At 72.4% G+C, this 16,478-nt stretch carries 12 protein-coding genes and 2 tRNA genes; 8 read left to right on the forward strand and 6 right to left on the reverse strand.

Annotation, left to right across the window (positions count from 1 at the left end; translation table 11 throughout):
* Positions 1 to 145 precede the first annotated feature (145 nt).
* From ilvC to RF644_RS12950, 4 genes are all read right to left on the reverse strand, one after another.
* Positions 146 to 1,171, reverse strand: a complete 1,026-nt coding sequence (gene ilvC / locus RF644_RS12935) for a ketol-acid reductoisomerase (protein WP_368796803.1) — start codon at positions 1,169 to 1,171, stop codon at positions 146 to 148.
* Positions 1,172 to 1,274: 103 nt separating this feature from the next.
* Entirely contained in the window at positions 1,275 to 1,784 is a 510-nt protein-coding gene (gene ilvN, locus RF644_RS12940) for an acetolactate synthase small subunit (protein WP_017833218.1), read from the reverse strand.
* A 3-nt stretch (positions 1,785 to 1,787) separates the two neighbouring features.
* A complete protein-coding gene (locus RF644_RS12945) occupies positions 1,788 to 3,680 on the reverse strand; it encodes an acetolactate synthase large subunit (protein WP_368796804.1) in 1,893 nt (630 codons plus the stop codon).
* 287 nt (positions 3,681 to 3,967) lie between these two features.
* Positions 3,968 to 4,975, reverse strand: coding sequence for an NAD(P)-dependent oxidoreductase (locus tag RF644_RS12950; protein ID WP_368796805.1), 1,008 nt, complete (start codon positions 4,973 to 4,975; stop codon positions 3,968 to 3,970).
* A 167-nt stretch (positions 4,976 to 5,142) separates the two neighbouring features.
* On the opposite strand from RF644_RS12950, the gene RF644_RS12955 reads away from it, so the two are divergent.
* Positions 5,143 to 5,218: transfer RNA gene (locus tag RF644_RS12955), tRNA-Lys, on the forward strand.
* 210 nt (positions 5,219 to 5,428) lie between these two features.
* Here RF644_RS12955 and RF644_RS12960 read toward each other — a convergent pair.
* Positions 5,429 to 5,965 carry a MarR family winged helix-turn-helix transcriptional regulator gene (locus RF644_RS12960; RefSeq protein WP_017833221.1) on the reverse strand — a complete coding sequence of 179 codons (537 nt, stop codon included), beginning with the start codon at positions 5,963 to 5,965 and terminating at the stop codon, positions 5,429 to 5,431.
* Positions 5,966 to 6,193: 228 nt separating this feature from the next.
* On the opposite strand from RF644_RS12960, the gene bcp reads away from it, so the two are divergent.
* The 6 genes from bcp (at position 6,194) to RF644_RS12990 (ending at position 14,168) form a co-directional block, all read left to right on the forward strand.
* The gene (gene bcp, locus RF644_RS12965) at positions 6,194 to 6,667 is read left to right on the forward strand and encodes a thioredoxin-dependent thiol peroxidase (protein ID WP_017833222.1); all 474 of its coding nucleotides are present in this window, start codon (positions 6,194 to 6,196) and stop codon (positions 6,665 to 6,667) included.
* A 35-nt stretch (positions 6,668 to 6,702) separates the two neighbouring features.
* A tRNA-Leu gene (locus tag RF644_RS12970) sits at positions 6,703 to 6,786 on the forward strand.
* Positions 6,787 to 6,864: 78 nt separating this feature from the next.
* On the forward strand, positions 6,865 to 8,472 hold the full coding sequence (locus RF644_RS12975) for an ABC transporter substrate-binding protein (RefSeq protein ID WP_368796806.1): 1,608 nt from the start codon (positions 6,865 to 6,867) through the stop codon (positions 8,470 to 8,472).
* Between the two features lie 112 nt (positions 8,473 to 8,584).
* Complete coding sequence (locus RF644_RS12980; protein WP_368796807.1) at positions 8,585 to 10,069, forward strand: malate:quinone oxidoreductase; 1,485 nt, start codon at positions 8,585 to 8,587, stop codon at positions 10,067 to 10,069.
* A gap of 210 nt (positions 10,070 to 10,279) precedes the next feature.
* Entirely contained in the window at positions 10,280 to 13,477 is a 3,198-nt protein-coding gene (locus tag RF644_RS12985; protein WP_368796808.1) for an efflux RND transporter permease subunit, read from the forward strand.
* A gap of 256 nt (positions 13,478 to 13,733) precedes the next feature.
* Complete coding sequence (locus RF644_RS12990; protein ID WP_017833225.1) at positions 13,734 to 14,168, forward strand: MarR family winged helix-turn-helix transcriptional regulator; 435 nt, start codon at positions 13,734 to 13,736, stop codon at positions 14,166 to 14,168.
* An 18-nt stretch (positions 14,169 to 14,186) separates the two neighbouring features.
* Here RF644_RS12990 and RF644_RS12995 read toward each other — a convergent pair whose 3' ends face one another.
* A complete protein-coding gene (locus tag RF644_RS12995) occupies positions 14,187 to 15,011 on the reverse strand; it encodes a transglutaminase family protein (RefSeq protein ID WP_368796809.1) in 825 nt (274 codons plus the stop codon).
* A 172-nt stretch (positions 15,012 to 15,183) separates the two neighbouring features.
* Here RF644_RS12995 and RF644_RS13000 point away from each other — a divergent pair, with 172 nt between their 5' ends.
* Positions 15,184 to 16,311: a YihY/virulence factor BrkB family protein gene (locus RF644_RS13000; RefSeq protein WP_368796810.1), complete on the forward strand. Its 1,128-nt coding sequence runs from the start codon at positions 15,184 to 15,186 to the stop codon at positions 16,309 to 16,311.
* Positions 16,312 to 16,478 lie beyond the last annotated feature (167 nt).

Here is a 16,478-nt window from a genome sequence, read left to right on the forward strand (position 1 = left end):
TCGCGGCGACCGGCTCCGCCCCCAGGGTAGGACGCCGGACGCGGCGAGGGGCCGCGTCCGCACGGAATGCTCGGCGCATGACGTGCGGACGCGGCCCCTCGGCCGGTGCCCCCGCACCGCGCGCGGCGGTGGGGGCGGGTGCGGATCAGCGGGCCGCGGTGCCCTCGACGTAGTCGGCGTCCGGCGAGGTCCACGCGAAGAGCTTGCGCAGCTCCCGGCCGGTGACCTCGATCGGGTGGGACTCCTCCTTCTCGCGCAGCTTCTTGAACTCGGCGCCCCCGTTGTCCTGGTCCTCGATGAAGCGCTTGGCGAAGGTGCCGTCCTGGATGTCGGCCAGCACGGCCTTCATGTTCTCCTTGACCGTGGGGCTGATCACCCGGGGACCGGAGACGTAGTCGCCGTACTCGGCGGTGTCCGAGATGGACCAGCGCTGCTTGGCGATGCCGCCCTCGACCATGAGGTCCACGATGAGCTTGAGCTCGTGCAGGACCTCGAAGTAGGCGATCTCGGGCTGGTAGCCGGCCTCGGTCAGGGTCTCGAAGCCGTACTGGACCAGGTGGGACATGCCGCCGCACAGGACCGCCTGCTCGCCGAAGAGGTCGGACTCGGTCTCCTCGGTGAAGGTCGTCTTGATGACGCCCGCACGGGTGCCGCCGATGCCCTTGGCGTAGGACAGGCCCAGCTCGAGGGCCTTGCCGGAGGCGTCCTTCTCCACGGCCACGAGGGCGGGCACGGCGCGGCCGGCGTCGAACTCGCGGCGCACGGTGTGGCCCGGGCCCTTCGGGGCGACCATGACGACGTCGACGCCCGCGGGGGCCTCGATGTAGCCGTAGCGGATGTTGAACCCGTGGGCGAAGAAGATGGCGTCGCCCTGCTCCAGGTTCGGGGCGATCGACTCGGCGTAGACGTGGCGCTGGACCTGGTCCGGCGTCAGGATCATGATGACGTCGGCTTCCTTGACGGCGTCCGCGACGGTGAGCACCCGCAGGCCCTCGGCCTCGGCCTTGGCCCGGGAGCGCGAGCCCTCGGCGAGGCCGATGCGCACGTCCACGCCGGAGTCGCGCAGGTTCAGCGCGTGGGCGTGGCCCTGCGAGCCGTAGCCGATGACGGCCACGGAGCGGTCCTGGATGATCGAGAGGTCGGCGTCGTCGTCGTAGAAGATCTCTGCCATGGGATTGTCTCCTTGAAGCATGGGTGGGCGCGGCGGGGGCACCGCCGCGAGGTGGTTGGGGTGTCTGTGGGCCGGCGCCCGCGTCCACCGCCGCCCGGGGGCGTCAGTGGCGCAGGGCGCGGTCGCTCATCGACTTGGGACCACGTCCGAGGGCCAGCGTACCGGCCCGGACGATCTCCCGGACGCCGAAGGGCTCCAGGATGTCCAGCAGCGCCCGGAGCTTCTCCGGGGCGCCGGTGGCCTCGATGACGAGCGACTCGGTGGAGACGTCGACAACGGTGGCCCGGAACAGGTCCGCGGCTTGGGTGACCTGCAGACGCGTCGCGGCGTCGGCGCGGACCTTGACCATGATGTGGTCCCGCTGCACCGACGAGTCGGGGGTGAGCTCGACGATCTTGATCACGTTGATGAGCTTGTTCAGCTGCTTGGTGACCTGTTCGAGCAGCTCGCCCTCGGCGTCCACCACCACGGTGATGCGGGAGACGCCGTCGAGCTCCGTGGGTCCCACGGCGAGCGAGTCGATGTTGAAGGCGCGGCGCGCGAACAGTCCGGCCACCCGGGTCAGCACGCCCGGCTTGTCCTCGACCAGCACGGAGAGGGTGTGTCGGCTCACGGGTCAGTCCTCCTCGTCCCAGTCGGGGGTCATGTTGCGGGCGATCTGGATCTGGTCGTTGGACACGCCGGTGGGCACCATCGGCCACACCATCGCGTCGGCGGAGACCACGAAGTCGATCACCACGGGGCGGTCGTTGATCTCGAGGGCCTGCCGGATGACGTCGTCCACGTCCTCGTCCCGGGTGCAGCGCAGGGCGGCGCACCCGTAGGCGTCGGCGAGCTTGACGAAGTCCGGCACCATGATGCTGTCGTGGCCCGTGTTCAGGTCGGTGTTGGAGTACCGGCCGTCGTAGAACAGGGTCTGCCACTGGCGCACCATGCCCAGCGAGGAGTTGTTGATCACCGCCACCTTGATCGGGATCTTGTTGATCGTGCAGGTGGCGAGCTCCTGGTTGGTCATCTGGAAGCAGCCGTCGCCGTCGATCGCCCAGACCACGCGGTCGGGCTGGGAGACCTTGGCGCCCATCGCGGCGGGCACGGCGAAGCCCATGGTCCCCAGTCCGGCCGAGTTCAGCCACTGCCGGGGCCGCTCGTACCGGACGAAGTGGGAGCTCCACATCTGGTGCTGGCCCACGCCGGAGACGTAGACCGCCTCCGGGCCGGTCAGGGCGGAGATCCGCTCGATGACGTGCTGCGGCGAGCCCAGCCCGTCCGCCGGCTTGGGGTAGCCCAGCGGGTAGGTGGCCTGCAGGCTGCTGAGCGCGGTCCACCACGAGGAGAGGTCGGGGCTGCCGCTGCGCTCGAACTCCTGGCGCACGGCGGTCACGAGGTCCGGCAGGATCTCCCTGACGTCGCCGACGATCGGGACGTCGGCGGTGCGGTTCTTGGAGATCTCGGCGGGGTCGATGTCCGCGTGGATGATCTTGGCCGTGGGGGCGAAGGTCTCCAGGTGGCCCGTGACGCGGTCGTCGAAGCGCGCGCCGAGGGTCACCAGCAGGTCGGCCTGCTGCATCGAGTACACCGCCGGGACGGTGCCGTGCATCCCTGGCATCCCCAGGTTCTGCTCGTGGGAGTCCGGGAACACGCCCCGGGCGGTCAGCGTGGTCACCACGGGGGCGCCGGTCAGCTCGGCCAGCTCCATGAGCTCGGCGGCCGCGTCGGCGCGCACCGTCCCGCCGCCCACGTAGAGCACGGGCCGCTGGGCCGCCGCGATGAGCTTGGCGGCCTCCCGGATCTGCTTGGCGTGCCCGCGCGTCACGGGCCGGTAGCCGGGCAGGTCCATCCGGGGCGGCCAGGAGAACGTCATGGTGTCCTGCTGGGCGTCCTTGGCGATGTCCACGAGCACCGGTCCCGGGCGCCCGGTCGAGGCCAGGTGGAACGCCTCGGCGAGCACCCGCGGGATGTCCTCGGCGTGCGTCACCAGGTAGGAGTGCTTGGTGACCGGCATCGTCATCCCCACGATGTCCGCCTCCTGGAAGGCGTCGGAGCCGATCACCTTGGACGAGACCTGCCCGGTGATCGCGACCATGGGGATGGAGTCCATGTGCGCGTCGGCGAGGGCGGTGACGAGGTTCGTGGCGCCGGGGCCGGAGGTTGCGATGCAGACGCCCACGCGGCCCGAGGCGAGGGCGTAGCCCTCGGCGGCGTGGCCGGCGCCCTGCTCGTGGCGGACCAGGATGTGGTTGATCCGGTCCGAGTCCAGGAGCGGGTCGTAGGTCGGCAGGATCGCGCCGCCGGGGAGGCCGAAGACGTCGGTGACGCCGAGCTCCTCCAGCGCCCGGATGACGGCCTGGGAGCCGGTCATCTCCGTGGGGGCCACCGTGCTGCCCGGGCCCATGACGGACGGGACGGCGGGGACGGACTTCTCCGGGGCCCCCGGGGGCCGGTGGTCAGCGGCGGTCTCCGCGCGCTTGGTGGCCATCAGCGCTGGGCTGATCGGCTGTCCCTTGCTCATGTCACTGTCCTTCTGGTCTGGCCTTCTGGGCTGGTGCTGCTGTTCCGGCTCGACTGTCGCTCCGCCGTGGGCGCCGGGCAAGAAAAAAGGCCCTCGCGGCACCGGGAGGTGCGACAGGGCCCGTGCGCTCGACCGGTCGTCGGCTCAGGCCCCGCATCCGACGAGGACGCGTACCGTGAGCTGGACGACACCGTGGCTGAGTTGCATGCTCCCATGCTCTGCCGCCCGGCCGAACGTGTCAATCTTCGGACTCCGTGTCCCACGATGTGAGACACGGCACGTCCGGATCACTCCTCCGCCTCCGCCGGGACGTCCAGCCGCCCCTCCTGCTGCAGGAACAGGGGCCGCTCCCCCGCGGCGATGCGCTCGAGCTGGGTCCGCAGCAGCCGCCGCACGCGCGGCTGGTAGGACGTGCAGGAACCACCGGTGTGCGGGGTGAGGATCGCCCCGGGGGCACGGAACAGCGGGTGGTCGCCGGGGAAGGGCTCGGGCTCGACGACGTCGAGGGCGCAGCGGAGCCGCCCGGAGACGACCTCCGCGGTCAGCGCGGGGGTGTCGACCACCCGGCCGCGGCCCACGTTGACCACCAGGGCGTCGTCGGGCAGCAGGGACAGCACGCGGGCGTCGACGAGGCCGTCGGTCGCCGGGCTCGCGGGCAGTGCCACCACGAGCACGTCGGCGTCGGGCAGCAGGGCCGGCAGCTCGTCGATGCCGTGCACGGGGCCGCGCTCGTCGGTGCGGGCCCGGGAGGCCACCCTCGTGACCTCGACCTCGAAGGGGAGCAGCCGGTCGACCACGGCGGAGCCGATCTCGCCCACGCCCAGCACCAGGACGCGGCTGTCGGCCAGGGTGCGAGTCTCGAAGCGGCGCCAGATCCCGTCGCGCTGCTGCAGGACGGCACGGTCGAGCTCCCGCTGGGCGGCGATCATCAGCCCCAGGGCCAGCTCGGCGGTCCCGGCGGCGTGCACCCAGCCCGCCGTCGAGAGCGCGAGGTCGGGCCCGATGGCCTCCGGCACGCCGTCGAAGCCGGTGCTCTGCAGCTGCACGAGCCGCAGGCGGGTCGCGGCGGGCAGGGCCCCCACCCAGCGGCCGGTGAAGTACGGAGCCACCGCCACGTCGATCTCGTCGGCGCGGGCCCCGACCGGGTCCCCGGCCATGTCCCACAGGACGTAGCGGAAGCCCGGGACGCGGACGCTCAGGTGGTCCACGAGCTCCTGCTCCGGCAGGGAGACCACGCGGAGCTCGGAGAGCGGGACGGACGGGGCGGACGGCGCGGGGGTCTGTGCGGAGGGCATGACCGCCATGCTATCCGCCGCCGCCGTCCGGACGGCGGCGGCGGAATGGACAAGGTGGGACGAGCTGGTAGAGTACTTTCTCGTTGCGAGGCGGGACCCGGCGGAAGCCGGCCGGCGCGATTCGGCCCCCGGGCCAGGATCGTGCTAGTGTTCTTGCCGCACCACCAGCGCCTCTAGCTCAATTGGCAGAGCAATTGACTCTTAATCAATGGGTTCTCGGTTCGAGTCCGAGGGGGCGCACCACAGGAGGACCCCACCGCGGAGCACCGCGGTGGGGTCCTTCGTCGTCCCCGGGGTGGGACGGGCCGCGGGCACGAAAAAACCCGGGGTCGTCGTGCCCCGGGTGCTCCCGCCGGAGGCCGCCGTCCGGCGACCTCGCGCGCCCTCGTGCGGAAGTCGTCCTCGACCCCCGTGCCGACTCGCCCCGTGCCGTGACCGCGGGCCGCGGCCGTCTCAGGACGCGGTGTCCCCCGCCGTGCCGGCCTCGGCGATGTCGCGCGACTGCTCGGGCGTGGTCGCGTCGGCGGACCCGGCGTCCGTGACGGTCCCGTCCGGCTGGACCCGCAGCTTCCAGCGGGCGCCGCCGAGCGTGGTGATGATGTCGGCCAGCGTGCGGCGCAGGTTCTCGTCCGTGAGCAGCCCGTGGTCGACCAGCTCGTCCTCGAGCTGAGTGGCGGCCTCGAGGATGCGCAGGCCCTCCGGGGTGATCGACACGAGATGGCTGCGGCGGTCGTGGACGTTCTTGGACCGGTTGACGTGGCCGTGCAGCTCGAGCCGGTGCAGCGTCTTGCCCATGGTCTGGGCCTGCACCCGGACGCGGTGCGCCAGCTGGGCCTGCGTCATGCTCCCCGCCGTCTTCAGCACGTCCAGCGCCATGACGCCCGCGTGGGTCACCCCGAGCGTGGCCAGGCGCTCGTTCCACGCGTGCTCCACGAGCCGGGCCGCGGTGGAGAGCAGTCGGTTGGTCGGCCATTGAGTGGTGAAAGGCATGCAAAGCAGTCTACCGACCTCCACCACGGAATACAGCACCATGCTAAGCAAACTGACGAGCATTTCTCCGCGGGCGGATCCGCGGCGGTCCTGAGCGCTCCCCCGGGACCGCCGGGACCACCGGGACGCGCGCCGGTAGTGTTCGTGGTCCGGGGCCGTCCTGCGGCACCGGACCCACGCCCGGGCCCGGCCCGGACGGCACCACCGACCCGACGGAGGAACATCCCCATGGCAGCACGTCTCGAACCCGGCAGCCCGGCCCCCGACTTCTCCCTGCCCGACGCCCGGGGCGGGACCGTCTCCCTCGCCGACCACCGCGGGCGGCGGGTGGTCGTCTACTTCTACCCGAAGGCCTCGACCCCCGGCTGCACCACGCAGGCGTGCGACTTCCGCGACAGTCTGGAGCGCTTCGCCGCGGACGGGTTCGCCGTGCTCGGCATCTCCCCGGACTCCCCGGAGGCCCTCGCGCGGTTCGCCGAGGCCGAGTCCCTCACCTTCCCGCTGCTCTCCGACCCGGACCACCGGGTCGCCGAGGCGTACGGCGCCTGGGGCGAGAAGAAGAACTACGGCAAGACCTACGAGGGCCTGGTGCGCTCCACCGTGGTGGTCGGGCCTGAGGGCGAGGTGGAGCTCGCGCAGTACAACGTGCGCGCCGCGGGCCACGTGGCGAAGCTGCGCCGCGACCTCGGCCTGGAGGGCTGAGGCTAGGATGGGCGGGGGCCCGGACGGGCCCTTCGGCGCGAGTGGTGGAACTGGCAGACACGCAGGATTTAGGTTCCTGTGCCCTGACCGGCGTGCGGGTTCGAGTCCCGCCTCGCGCACCCCGCCGTCCCCGGGCACGCCCCGGGGCCGGCCCACGACGACACCCACGACCGATCCGGTGAGGCGGCGAAGGACCCATGGCGCCCAGGCGAACCCCCCGCACCGCGGCCGCGCTCGCGCTCGTCGCGGGGCTCCTCGCCCTCGGCGGGTGCGCCCCTGCGGGCGAGGGACCCGGCACCCCCACCGCCTCCCGGTCCGTGCCGAGCGGGGAGTTCGTGTTCGCCAACGCCGCCGCCGCCCCCACCCTGGACCCGGCCACGGTCAACATCCTGGAGACGTCCCGGATCGGGGCCCAGATGCTCGAGGGTCTCGTCTCCGCCGACCCCTCCACGGGCGAGGCGGTGCCGGCCCTGGCGCGGTCATGGGAGACCTCCGAGGACGGGCTCACCTACATCTTCGACCTGCGCCGGGACGTGCGCTTCCACGACGGCACCGCCCTGGACGCGGCGGCGGTGTGCGCGAACTTCGAGCGCTGGGAGGCCCTCGCCGCCGACGGGGCACGGACCCCCTTCGCCACGGTCCTGCGCACCGGCGCCCCCGGCATCGACCCCCTCTACGCGGGGTGCGCCGCGGCGTCGGAGTCCACGGTGGAGCTCTCGCTGACCGCGCCGCACACGCCCCTGCTCCGGGCGCTGACGCAGCCCGCGTTCGGGATCGCGTCCCCCGCGGCCCTGGCGGCCGGCACGCACGAGACGCACCCCGTGGGCACCGGCCCCTTCCGCTACGAGTCGGGGGACGGGACGAACGTGGTGCTGGTCGCGAACCCCGACTACTGGGGCGAGCTCGGGGACATCGGCCGGCTCGAGTTCCGCACGATCGCCGAGCCGGAGCTGCGCTACGTGGCGCTGCGCCTCGGCCAGGTGGACGGCTACGACCAGGTGGGCCTGGACTCCTTCGCCCCGCTCGCGCGCGAGGGCGTGCAGGTCCTCCAGCGCGACCCGTACTCCGTGTCCTACCTCGGCATCAACCAGGACGTGGAGCCCCTGGACGACCCCGAGGTGCGGGAGGCGATCGCCGCCGCCGTGGACCGCGGCGCGATCGTGCGCGAGCACTACCCCGACGGCACTCGGGTGGCGAACCAGTTCCTGCCCGCCCGCTTCGCGATGGACGGGACCGACCTGCAGGTCCCGTCCTACAACCCGCAGCGGGCGCGCGAGCTGCTGGCGGCGTCCTCCTACGCCGGCGAGCCGCTGCGGTTCTACTACCCCCGCGGCACCTCCCGCACCTACATGCAGGAGCCCGAGAAGATCTACGCCGACATCGCGGCCCAGCTCGTGCGGGCGGGGTTCGTGATCGAGCCCGTCCCGGTGGCCTGGTCTGACGGCTACGTGCAGCAGATCCAGGACCCGGAGGGCGACCACGCCCTGCACCTGCTCGGCCTCAACGGCGGCTACCGCGACCCGGACTACTTCACGGCCGCCCTCTTCGGCGCCCCCCGCGGGGAGTTCGGCGTGGACGCCGTGTCACTGTTCGGCGCCGTCAACCGCGCGGCGGCGCTCCCCGACGGCGAGGACCGCTCGAGCGCGTACGTGTCGATCAACAACCGCGTCTCGCGGCTGCTGCCCGCCGTCCCGCTCGCCCACCCGATCTCCGCGGTCGCCGTCGGGGACTCCGTGACGTCCTTCCCCCTGAGCTCCACCGGCAACGAGGTCTTCAACCGGGTGGACCTCGGCGCCGCGCCCTGATCACCGGCCCCGGCGCGCGCCCGGCCGCATTCGGGGTTCGTCCGGGCGTGGCGATAGTCTGATCCCGACCATTCACCGGCGCAGCGCCGGGCGTTCAACGGGAGCATCGACTGTGACATCACCTCAGACAACGGAATCGACCGACGTCCTCCTGATCGGCGGAGGCATCATGAGCGCCACCCTCGGCGTGTTCCTCAAGGAGCTCGAGCCGCAGTGGGACATCACGATGCTCGAGCGCCTCGACCAGGTGGGCGCGGAGAGCTCCAACGTCTGGAACAACGCCGGCACCGGCCACTCCGCGCTCTGCGAGCTCAACTACGCGCCCCAGGCCGCCGACGGGTCCGTGAGCCCGGAGAAGTCGCTCGGCATCAACGAGCAGTTCCAGCTCTCCCGCCAGTTCTGGGCCTCCCTCGTGTCCGAGGGCAAGCTGCGCGAGCCCGGCTCCTTCATCAACCCGGTGCCGCACATGTCCCTCGTCTTCGGCGACGCGCACAGCGACTACCTGCGCCGCCGCTGGGAGGCCCTGCAGCCGAACAAGCTCTTCGAGCGCATGGAGTACACCGAGGACCGCGAGAAGATCGCGGAGTGGGCGCCGCTGACCATGCACGGCCGCGGGGCGGGTCGCGTGGCGGCCTCCTGGTCCCCCGAGGGCACCGACGTCGACTTCGGCGAGCTGACCCGGCAGCAGGTCGCCCACCTGCAGGCCCGGGGCGGGGAGGTGCGCTACGGCCAGCAGGTCACGGACCTCGACCGGCAGGGCGACGGCACCTGGGTGGCGAGGGTCAAGAACCGCCTCAACACCGAGGGCGACCGGCTCGTGCGCGCGAAGTTCGTGTTCGTGGGCGCCGGCGGCGGCGCCCTGCCGCTGCTGCAGAAGTCCGGCATCCGGGAGGCCAAGGGCTACGGCGGGTTCCCGGTCTCCGGCCTGTGGCTGCGCAACTCCGACGAGGACGTGGCGGCCCAGCACAACGCCAAGGTCTACGGCCAGGCCTCCGTGGGCGCCCCGCCCATGTCCGTCCCGCACCTGGACACCCGCTACGAGCACGGGCGGCGCGCGCTGCTGTTCGGCCCCTACGGCGGGTTCAAGCCCAACTTCCTGAAGCAGGGGTCCTACCTGGACCTGCCCCTGTCCGTGCGCCCGCACAACCTCTACCCGATGACCCGCGCGGGCCTGGCCAACCTGGATCTCGTGAAGTACCTGCTGAGCGAGCTGGCCAAGTCCAAGAGCCAGCGGGTCGAGGCGCTGCAGCAGTTCTACCCGACCGCCGACGGCTCGCAGTGGGAGCTGATCGAGGCCGGCCAGCGCGTGCAGGTCATGAAGCGGGACAAGCAGAAGGGCGGCGTGCTCCAGTTCGGGACCGAGCTGATCACCGCCGCGGACGGCTCCATCGCCGGCCTGCTGGGGGCCTCCCCGGGCGCGTCCACCGCGGTGCCCATCATGCTCAACCTCCTGGCGAAGTCCTTCCCGGCGCGGATGTCCGGGTGGGAGCCGCGGATCAAGGAGCTCATCCCCTCCTACGGCGCGAAGCTCAACGACAACCCGCAGCTCGCGGACGAGGTCATGGGCCGCACCGCCCAGGTGCTCGGCATCAACTGACACCGCCCCGACGGGCACCGCGCCGCACGCCGCGGTGCCCGCGCGACGAGGCCCCGGACCGGTCGGTCCGGGGCCTCGTCGTCGTCCGGTCCGCCCCGGACCCCCGGCCCGGGAGGCCCGGGCGACCTGTCGGCAGGCGGCGGTACGCTGAGGGGCGTGCGTCCCGGCCCGGCCGGGACGCCCTCGCCCATCCCTCCACAAGGAGCACGAGTGTTTCTCCTCGCCCGCGCGTCGATGGCCAACCGCGCCCTGATCGTGCTCATCACGCTGTTCGTCGCCCTCTTCGGGGTGCTCAGCATGCGCTCCATGAAGCAGGAGCTCATCCCGTCCCTGGAGATCCCCGCCATCAGCGTGGTCTCGGCGATGCCCGGCGCGTCCGCGGAGGTCGTCGACGAGCAGGTGGGCCGACCCCTGGAGCGGGCGCTCAACATCGTGGAGGGCCTCGAGAGCTCGACCTCCACCTCGCGCAGCGGGCTGTCCGAGATCCGGCTCGGCTTCGAGTACGGCACGGACCTGGACCGGGCCCGCAACCAGGTGGAGCGGGCGATCTCCAACGTGCGCACCCAGCTGCCCGACGACGTCGAGCCCACCGCGTTCGCCGGCTCCGTCGCCGACTTCCCCATCGTCTTCCTGGCCGTGTCCTCCGACGAGGACCTCAGCCCGCTCGCCGCCGACCTGGAGCGGCTCACGGTCCCGGACCTGCAGCGGATCGAGGGCGTGCGCTCCGCCGAGGTCAGCGGCGCCCCCGAGCAGGTCGTCTCGATCCTGCCGGACCGCGCCGACCTCGCCCGGGCGGGCGCCACGCCCGCGGACATCCGCACCGCGCTGGAGGAGAGCGGCGGGCTGGTGCCCGTGGGCACCGTGGACGACGGGGCCACGACCCTGCCCGTCCAGGCCGGCTCCCCGCTCGACTCCCTCGAGGCCGTGGAGAACGTCCCGCTGCCCCTCCCCGAGGACGCGCCCGACGGCGCCGAGCCCACCACGGTGGGCGCCGTGGCCGCCGTGGAGCTCGCCGAGCAGGAGCAGACCTCGATCACCCGCACCAACGGGGCCCCGACGCTCGCCCTGTCCGTCACCAAGACCCCGGACGGGGACACGGTCGGGATCTCCCAGGCGGTCGGCGGGATGATCCCCGAGCTCGAGGAGGACCTCGGCAACGGCGCCGAGATCACCGCGGTCTTCGACCAGGCCCCCTACATCGAGCAGTCGATCGAGGACCTCACGGTCGAGGGCCTCCTGGGGCTCGCGTTCGCCGTGCTCGTCATCCTGGTGTTCCTGGCGTCGCTGCGCTCGACCCTGGTCACCGCGATCTCCATCCCGCTGTCCCTGCTCGCCACGTTCATCGGGATCAACGCCCTGGGGTACTCACTGAACCTCCTGACCCTCGCGGCCATCACCCTGTCCGTGGGGCGGGTCGTGGACGACTCGATCGTGGTGATCGAGAACATCAAGCGCCACTACGGGACGGTCGACCTGAGCACCGACCCCGCCAACGCGAAGCGCCGGGCCATCCTCACCGCCGTGCGCGAGGTCGCGGGGGCGATCACCGCCTCCACCCTCATCACGGTCGCGGTGTTCGTGCCCATCGCGTTCGTGGGGGACGTGACCGGCGAGCTGTTCCGGCCCTTCGCCCTGACCACCACCATCGCGCTGCTGTCCTCGCTCGTGGTGTCCCTGACCATCGTGCCCGTGCTGGCGTTCTGGTTCCTCCGGGACCCCCGCCTCGCGCGGCGGGCCCGCCGGGTGCCGGCGGGGCGCCCCGCCCCCTGGGCCGACGGCACGGCCGGTCCCCCGCCCGGCCCCGCGGCCGGGACGCCGCCCCGGCTGGCCCAGGGCTACCTGCCGGTCCTGCGCGGCACGCAGCGCCACCCGTGGGCCACCCTCGGGGTGAGCGTTCTGATCCTCGGCGGCACGGCCGCCCTGCTGCCGGTGCTGCCCACCAACCTGCTCGGGGACACGGGCCAGAACACCATGACGATCGAGCAGGACCTGCCGCCCGGCACCGCGCTCGCGGTGACCTCCGAGCAGGCGGGCCGCGCCGAGGAGGTGCTCGACTGGACCGACGGCATCGAGGACGTCCAGGTCACCATGGGCCCCGGCGGCGGCTTCTCCGCGTTCCTGCCGGGCAGCGGCACCAACAGCGCCACGTTCTCCGTGACGACGGACGCCGCGGTCGACCAGGAGCGGCTGCGCCGCACCGTCGGCGAGCGCCTGGACCGGCTGGACGGCGCCGGCGAGTTCTCGGTGCGGGGCGCCCAGGGCTTCACGAGCAACGACGTCGAGATCTCCGTCACCGCCACGGACCAGGCGACGCTGGCGGAGGCCGACGGCGCCGTGGTGCGGGCCATGCGGGGGCTCGACTCCGCGGGGCAGGTCACGAGCAACCTGGCCGCCACCCAGCCCACCGTCGTGGTCACGGTCGACCGGGCGGCCGCCGCCGCCCGCGGCCTGAGCGAGGAGCAGGTCACGGGGGCGCTCGCCGGCACCGTGAACCCCCTCCCCGCCGGGTCCATCGACCTGGACGCCGACTCGGTGGCGGTGACGATCGGCGAGGGCCGCGCCGTCGAGGACCTCGAGGCGCTGCGGGCCCTGCCGGTGCCGGCCGCGGGCGGGACCGTCCGCCTCGACGAGCTGGCCGAGGTCGAGGAGGCGCTCACGGTCGAGACCATCACCTCGAGCAACGACCAGCGCACCGCCACCGTGGCCGTCACCCCGGGCGGCGACGACCTCGGTGCCACGAGCGGGGAGGTCCGGGACGCGCTCGCGGGCCTGGACCTGCCGCAGGGCGCGGCGGCCGAGCTGGGCGGGGCCGCCACGGAGCAGGAGACCACGTTCCGGCAGCTGGGCCTCGCCGTGCTCGCCGCGATCGCGATCGTCTACGTGGTGCTCGTGGCGACCTTCAAGTCCCTCGTCCAGCCGCTGGTCCTGCTGGTCTCGATCCCCTTCGCGGCGACGGGCGCGGTGCTCGCGCTGCTGGCCTCCGGGGTGCCGCTGGGCCTCGCCTCGCTGGTGGGCGTGCTGATGCTCGTGGGCATCGTGGTGACCAACGCGGTCGTGCTGATCGACCTCATCAACCAGTACCGGGGCCGGGAGCACCGCATGGACCTGGAGGAGGCCATCGAGAAGGGTGCGACCCGCCGGCTGCGCCCCATCGTGATGACGGCCCTGGCGACCATCCTGGCGATGACGCCCATGGCGCTGGGGATCACGGGGCAGGGCAGCTTCATCTCCCAGCCGCTGGCGGTCGTGGTGATCGGCGGGCTGATCTCCTCGACCCTGCTGACCCTGGTGCTCGTGCCGGTGCTGTACCGGCTCGTGGAGGCGCGCAAGGAGGCACGGCTCCGGCGCCGGGAGGAGCGGATCACGGCGCTGGCCGCGGCCCCGGGGCGCGGCGCCCGCGGAAGGTGACGTGACACTCGTCACCGTGCGCTCTTTCGTGGACGTTTGCTTCTGAAAACACTCGCGGGCGCACCCCGGTCACTCCCCGTCCGCAAGGTGCAGAAGGTATCATCACCGCTGGTCACAGGGGTATTCGGTGCTGTGGAGCGGGCGGCGTGCGGGGAGCCCCCGGGAGGCATCCCCCGAAAGGGGGGACACCGGGGCCCGGCGCACCGATGTAACCGGGTCGTAGCATTATCCTGTGACCCGCAGAGAAACAGATCGTGTGCAGAACAGCGCCGACGCCTGGGAGGCCCTCTTCAGGGCCCAGGTGACGGTCATGCGGCGTCTCCAGCGCCAACCCGAGTTCGCGGAGCTCTCCGCCCGCGAGTACGACGTCCTCTTCAACCTCTCCCGCTCCGACGAGGCCGGCATGAGGCTCAACGAGCTCAACGAGTACGTGCTGCTCACCCAGTCGAGCCTCAGCCGGATGCTGGAGCGTCTCGAGCTCAAGGGGCTGGTGCACCGCTGGCAGGACCCGCAGGACCTGCGGGGGCTGCGGATCCGGCTGACCGACCGGGGCCGGCAGATGCAGGTGCAGATCGCCGAGCAGTTCCGGGTGCACGTGCACGAGCTGATGTCCGCGGGCCTGGACCCGGAGGAGCTGCGCATCCTGACCCGGCTCGCCGACCGCCTGCGGGAAGCCGTCAACGAGCTCTGAGCCGGGCTCCCCGCGGCACTACAGCGGGAGGACGACCCTGGCTCCCGGGTCCTCGCGGCCGGGGACGGAGGACTCCGCGGACACCCGCATCCCGCCCAGCGTGATCTCCCCCTGGAGCGTGGTCAGGAACGCCGTCTCGGAGGCGTCGGCGCCCGTGGCGATGCGCACGAACTCCGTGCGCGGGGCGAGCCCGGTGGCGTCGAGGACGTACCAGGCGCCGTCGTGCCAGGCCTCGACCACCGCGTGGAAGTCCATGGGGGACAGCCCGGGCGCGTAGACCGACGCGAGCCGCGCCGGCACCCCGAGTCCCCGCAGCAGGGTGATGAGCAGGTGGGCGTAGTCCCGGCACACGCCCTGCCGGGTGAGGAACGTGTGCACCGCGGTGTCGGTGGCCGTCGAGGAGCCGACCACGTAGTCCAGGCGCTCGTGCACCCAGTCCCGCACCCGCTGGAGCGTCTCGTAGCCGCCGCCGCGGGCCCCGGGGAAGAGGGCGTCGGGGGTGCCGGCCATCTCGTCGAAGGGGCAGAACCGGCTGGGCCGGGTGTAGCGGACGAAGTCGACCGGCTCCGCCGGAGGCGGTGACCCCGCCGGGCCGTCCAGCTCCAGGGCATAGGACACCGTGCACTGCGTGCCGCCCGGCACCCGGGCCAGGTGCAGCCGCGTGCCGTGCAGGTCCTCCGCCTCCTCGAGCGCGACCTCGGTCCCGTCCACGCGCAGGCTCAGGTGCTCGCCGGGGCGGGCGCCTCCGCCGGGGCGGGCGGCGGCGAGGGAGAACACCGCCAGGTGGTCGGTCTCCGACGCGAAGTCGACCTCTGCGGAAACGGTGCGCCGGGTGGTGGGCACGAAGGGCCTCCTGGTCGGGGGGAATGTGCGGACGGACCGGCGGCCCGTCCGTTCCATTGTCGCCCACGGGGGCGATTCATCAGTACACTGATCCACGAGACATCCCCCACACGCCCCGCCGCCGGCCGGAGCCCGCGCGCTGCACCCGGCGGCCGACCGCGAAGGACGCAGCATGGCCCAGGACACCACCCAGGACAGCCGCTCCAAGGAGCGCACCGCACCGGATCCCGAGGACCCCCGCAAGCCGGACAGTCCCACCGAGATCAGCAAGCCCTCGTGGGGCTACGTCGTCAAACGCGCGCTCTCCGAGTTCTCCAAGGACGACTGCACCGACCTCGCCGCGTCCCTGACGTACTTCGCGGTGCTCTCCCTCTTCCCCGCGCTGCTCGCCATCGTGTCCCTGCTCGGCGTGTTCGGCCAGGGGCAGGCCACCACCCAGGCGATCACCGGGTTCCTCGAGGGCGCGGCCCCGCCCGAGCTCGTGACCCTGCTCGAGGATCCCATCAACAACCTCACCTCCGGCACCGGCGCCGGGCTCGCCCTGGTCGTCGGCATCGTCGGCGCGCTGTGGACCGCCTCCGGCTACACGGGGGCCTTCGGCCGGGCCATGAACCGCATCTACGAGGTCGAGGAGGGCCGGCCCATCTGGAAGCTGCGGCCCATGAACCTCCTCGTCACGCTGATGCTGGTCCTCATCGTGGTGCTCATCATGCTCATGGTGCTGATCTCCGGCGGCATCGCCCAGTGGGTGGGCGACCTCGTGGGGCTCGGCACCACGGCCGTGACGGTGTGGAACATCGCCAAGTGGCCGGTCGTCGTGATCCTCGCCGTCCTGCTCATCGCGGTGCTCTACTACTTCACCCCCAACGTCCAGCAGCCCAAGTTCCGCTGGATCAGCATGGGCTCGATCGTCGCCCTCGTCGTGGCGGCCGTGGCCGCGCTGGCCTTCACCTGGTACGTGAGCAACTTCGCGTCCTACAACGCCACCTACGGCATCATCGGCTCCGTCATCGTCCTGCTGCTCGGTCTGTGGATCATCAACAACGTGCTGCTTTTGGGCGCGGAGATCGACGCCGAGGTGGAGCGCGGCCGCCAGCTGCAGGGCGGGATCAAGGCCGAGGAGACCATCCAGCTCCCGCCGCGCGACACCCGCCAGGTCGACAAGAAGGACAAGAAGGAGGAGAAGCTCGTGGACCAGGGCCGGAAGCTGCGCCTCGAGCACGAGCACCTCGACTACTCCTCGGACGACTCCTCGGACGGCTCCGGGAAAAACGCCGGCAAGGCCTCCGGCAGGAGCTGACGGCCGACCCCAGCGGCGGGCCCGTGGTGCTGATCCACGGGTCCGCCGCTTCGTCGTGCCCGGGCCGCGGCCGCCGCGCTCCGGCGCCGCACCGCGCGCCCCCGGCGTCCTTCCCTAGACTGGGGAGCGGTGTTCCGGACCGGAACCGTCACGTCGTCCGCAGGAAG

It is taken from the genome of Kocuria sp. CPCC 205258, assembly GCF_040981005.1.
GTDB lineage: Bacteria > Actinomycetota > Actinomycetes > Actinomycetales > Micrococcaceae > Kocuria > Kocuria rosea.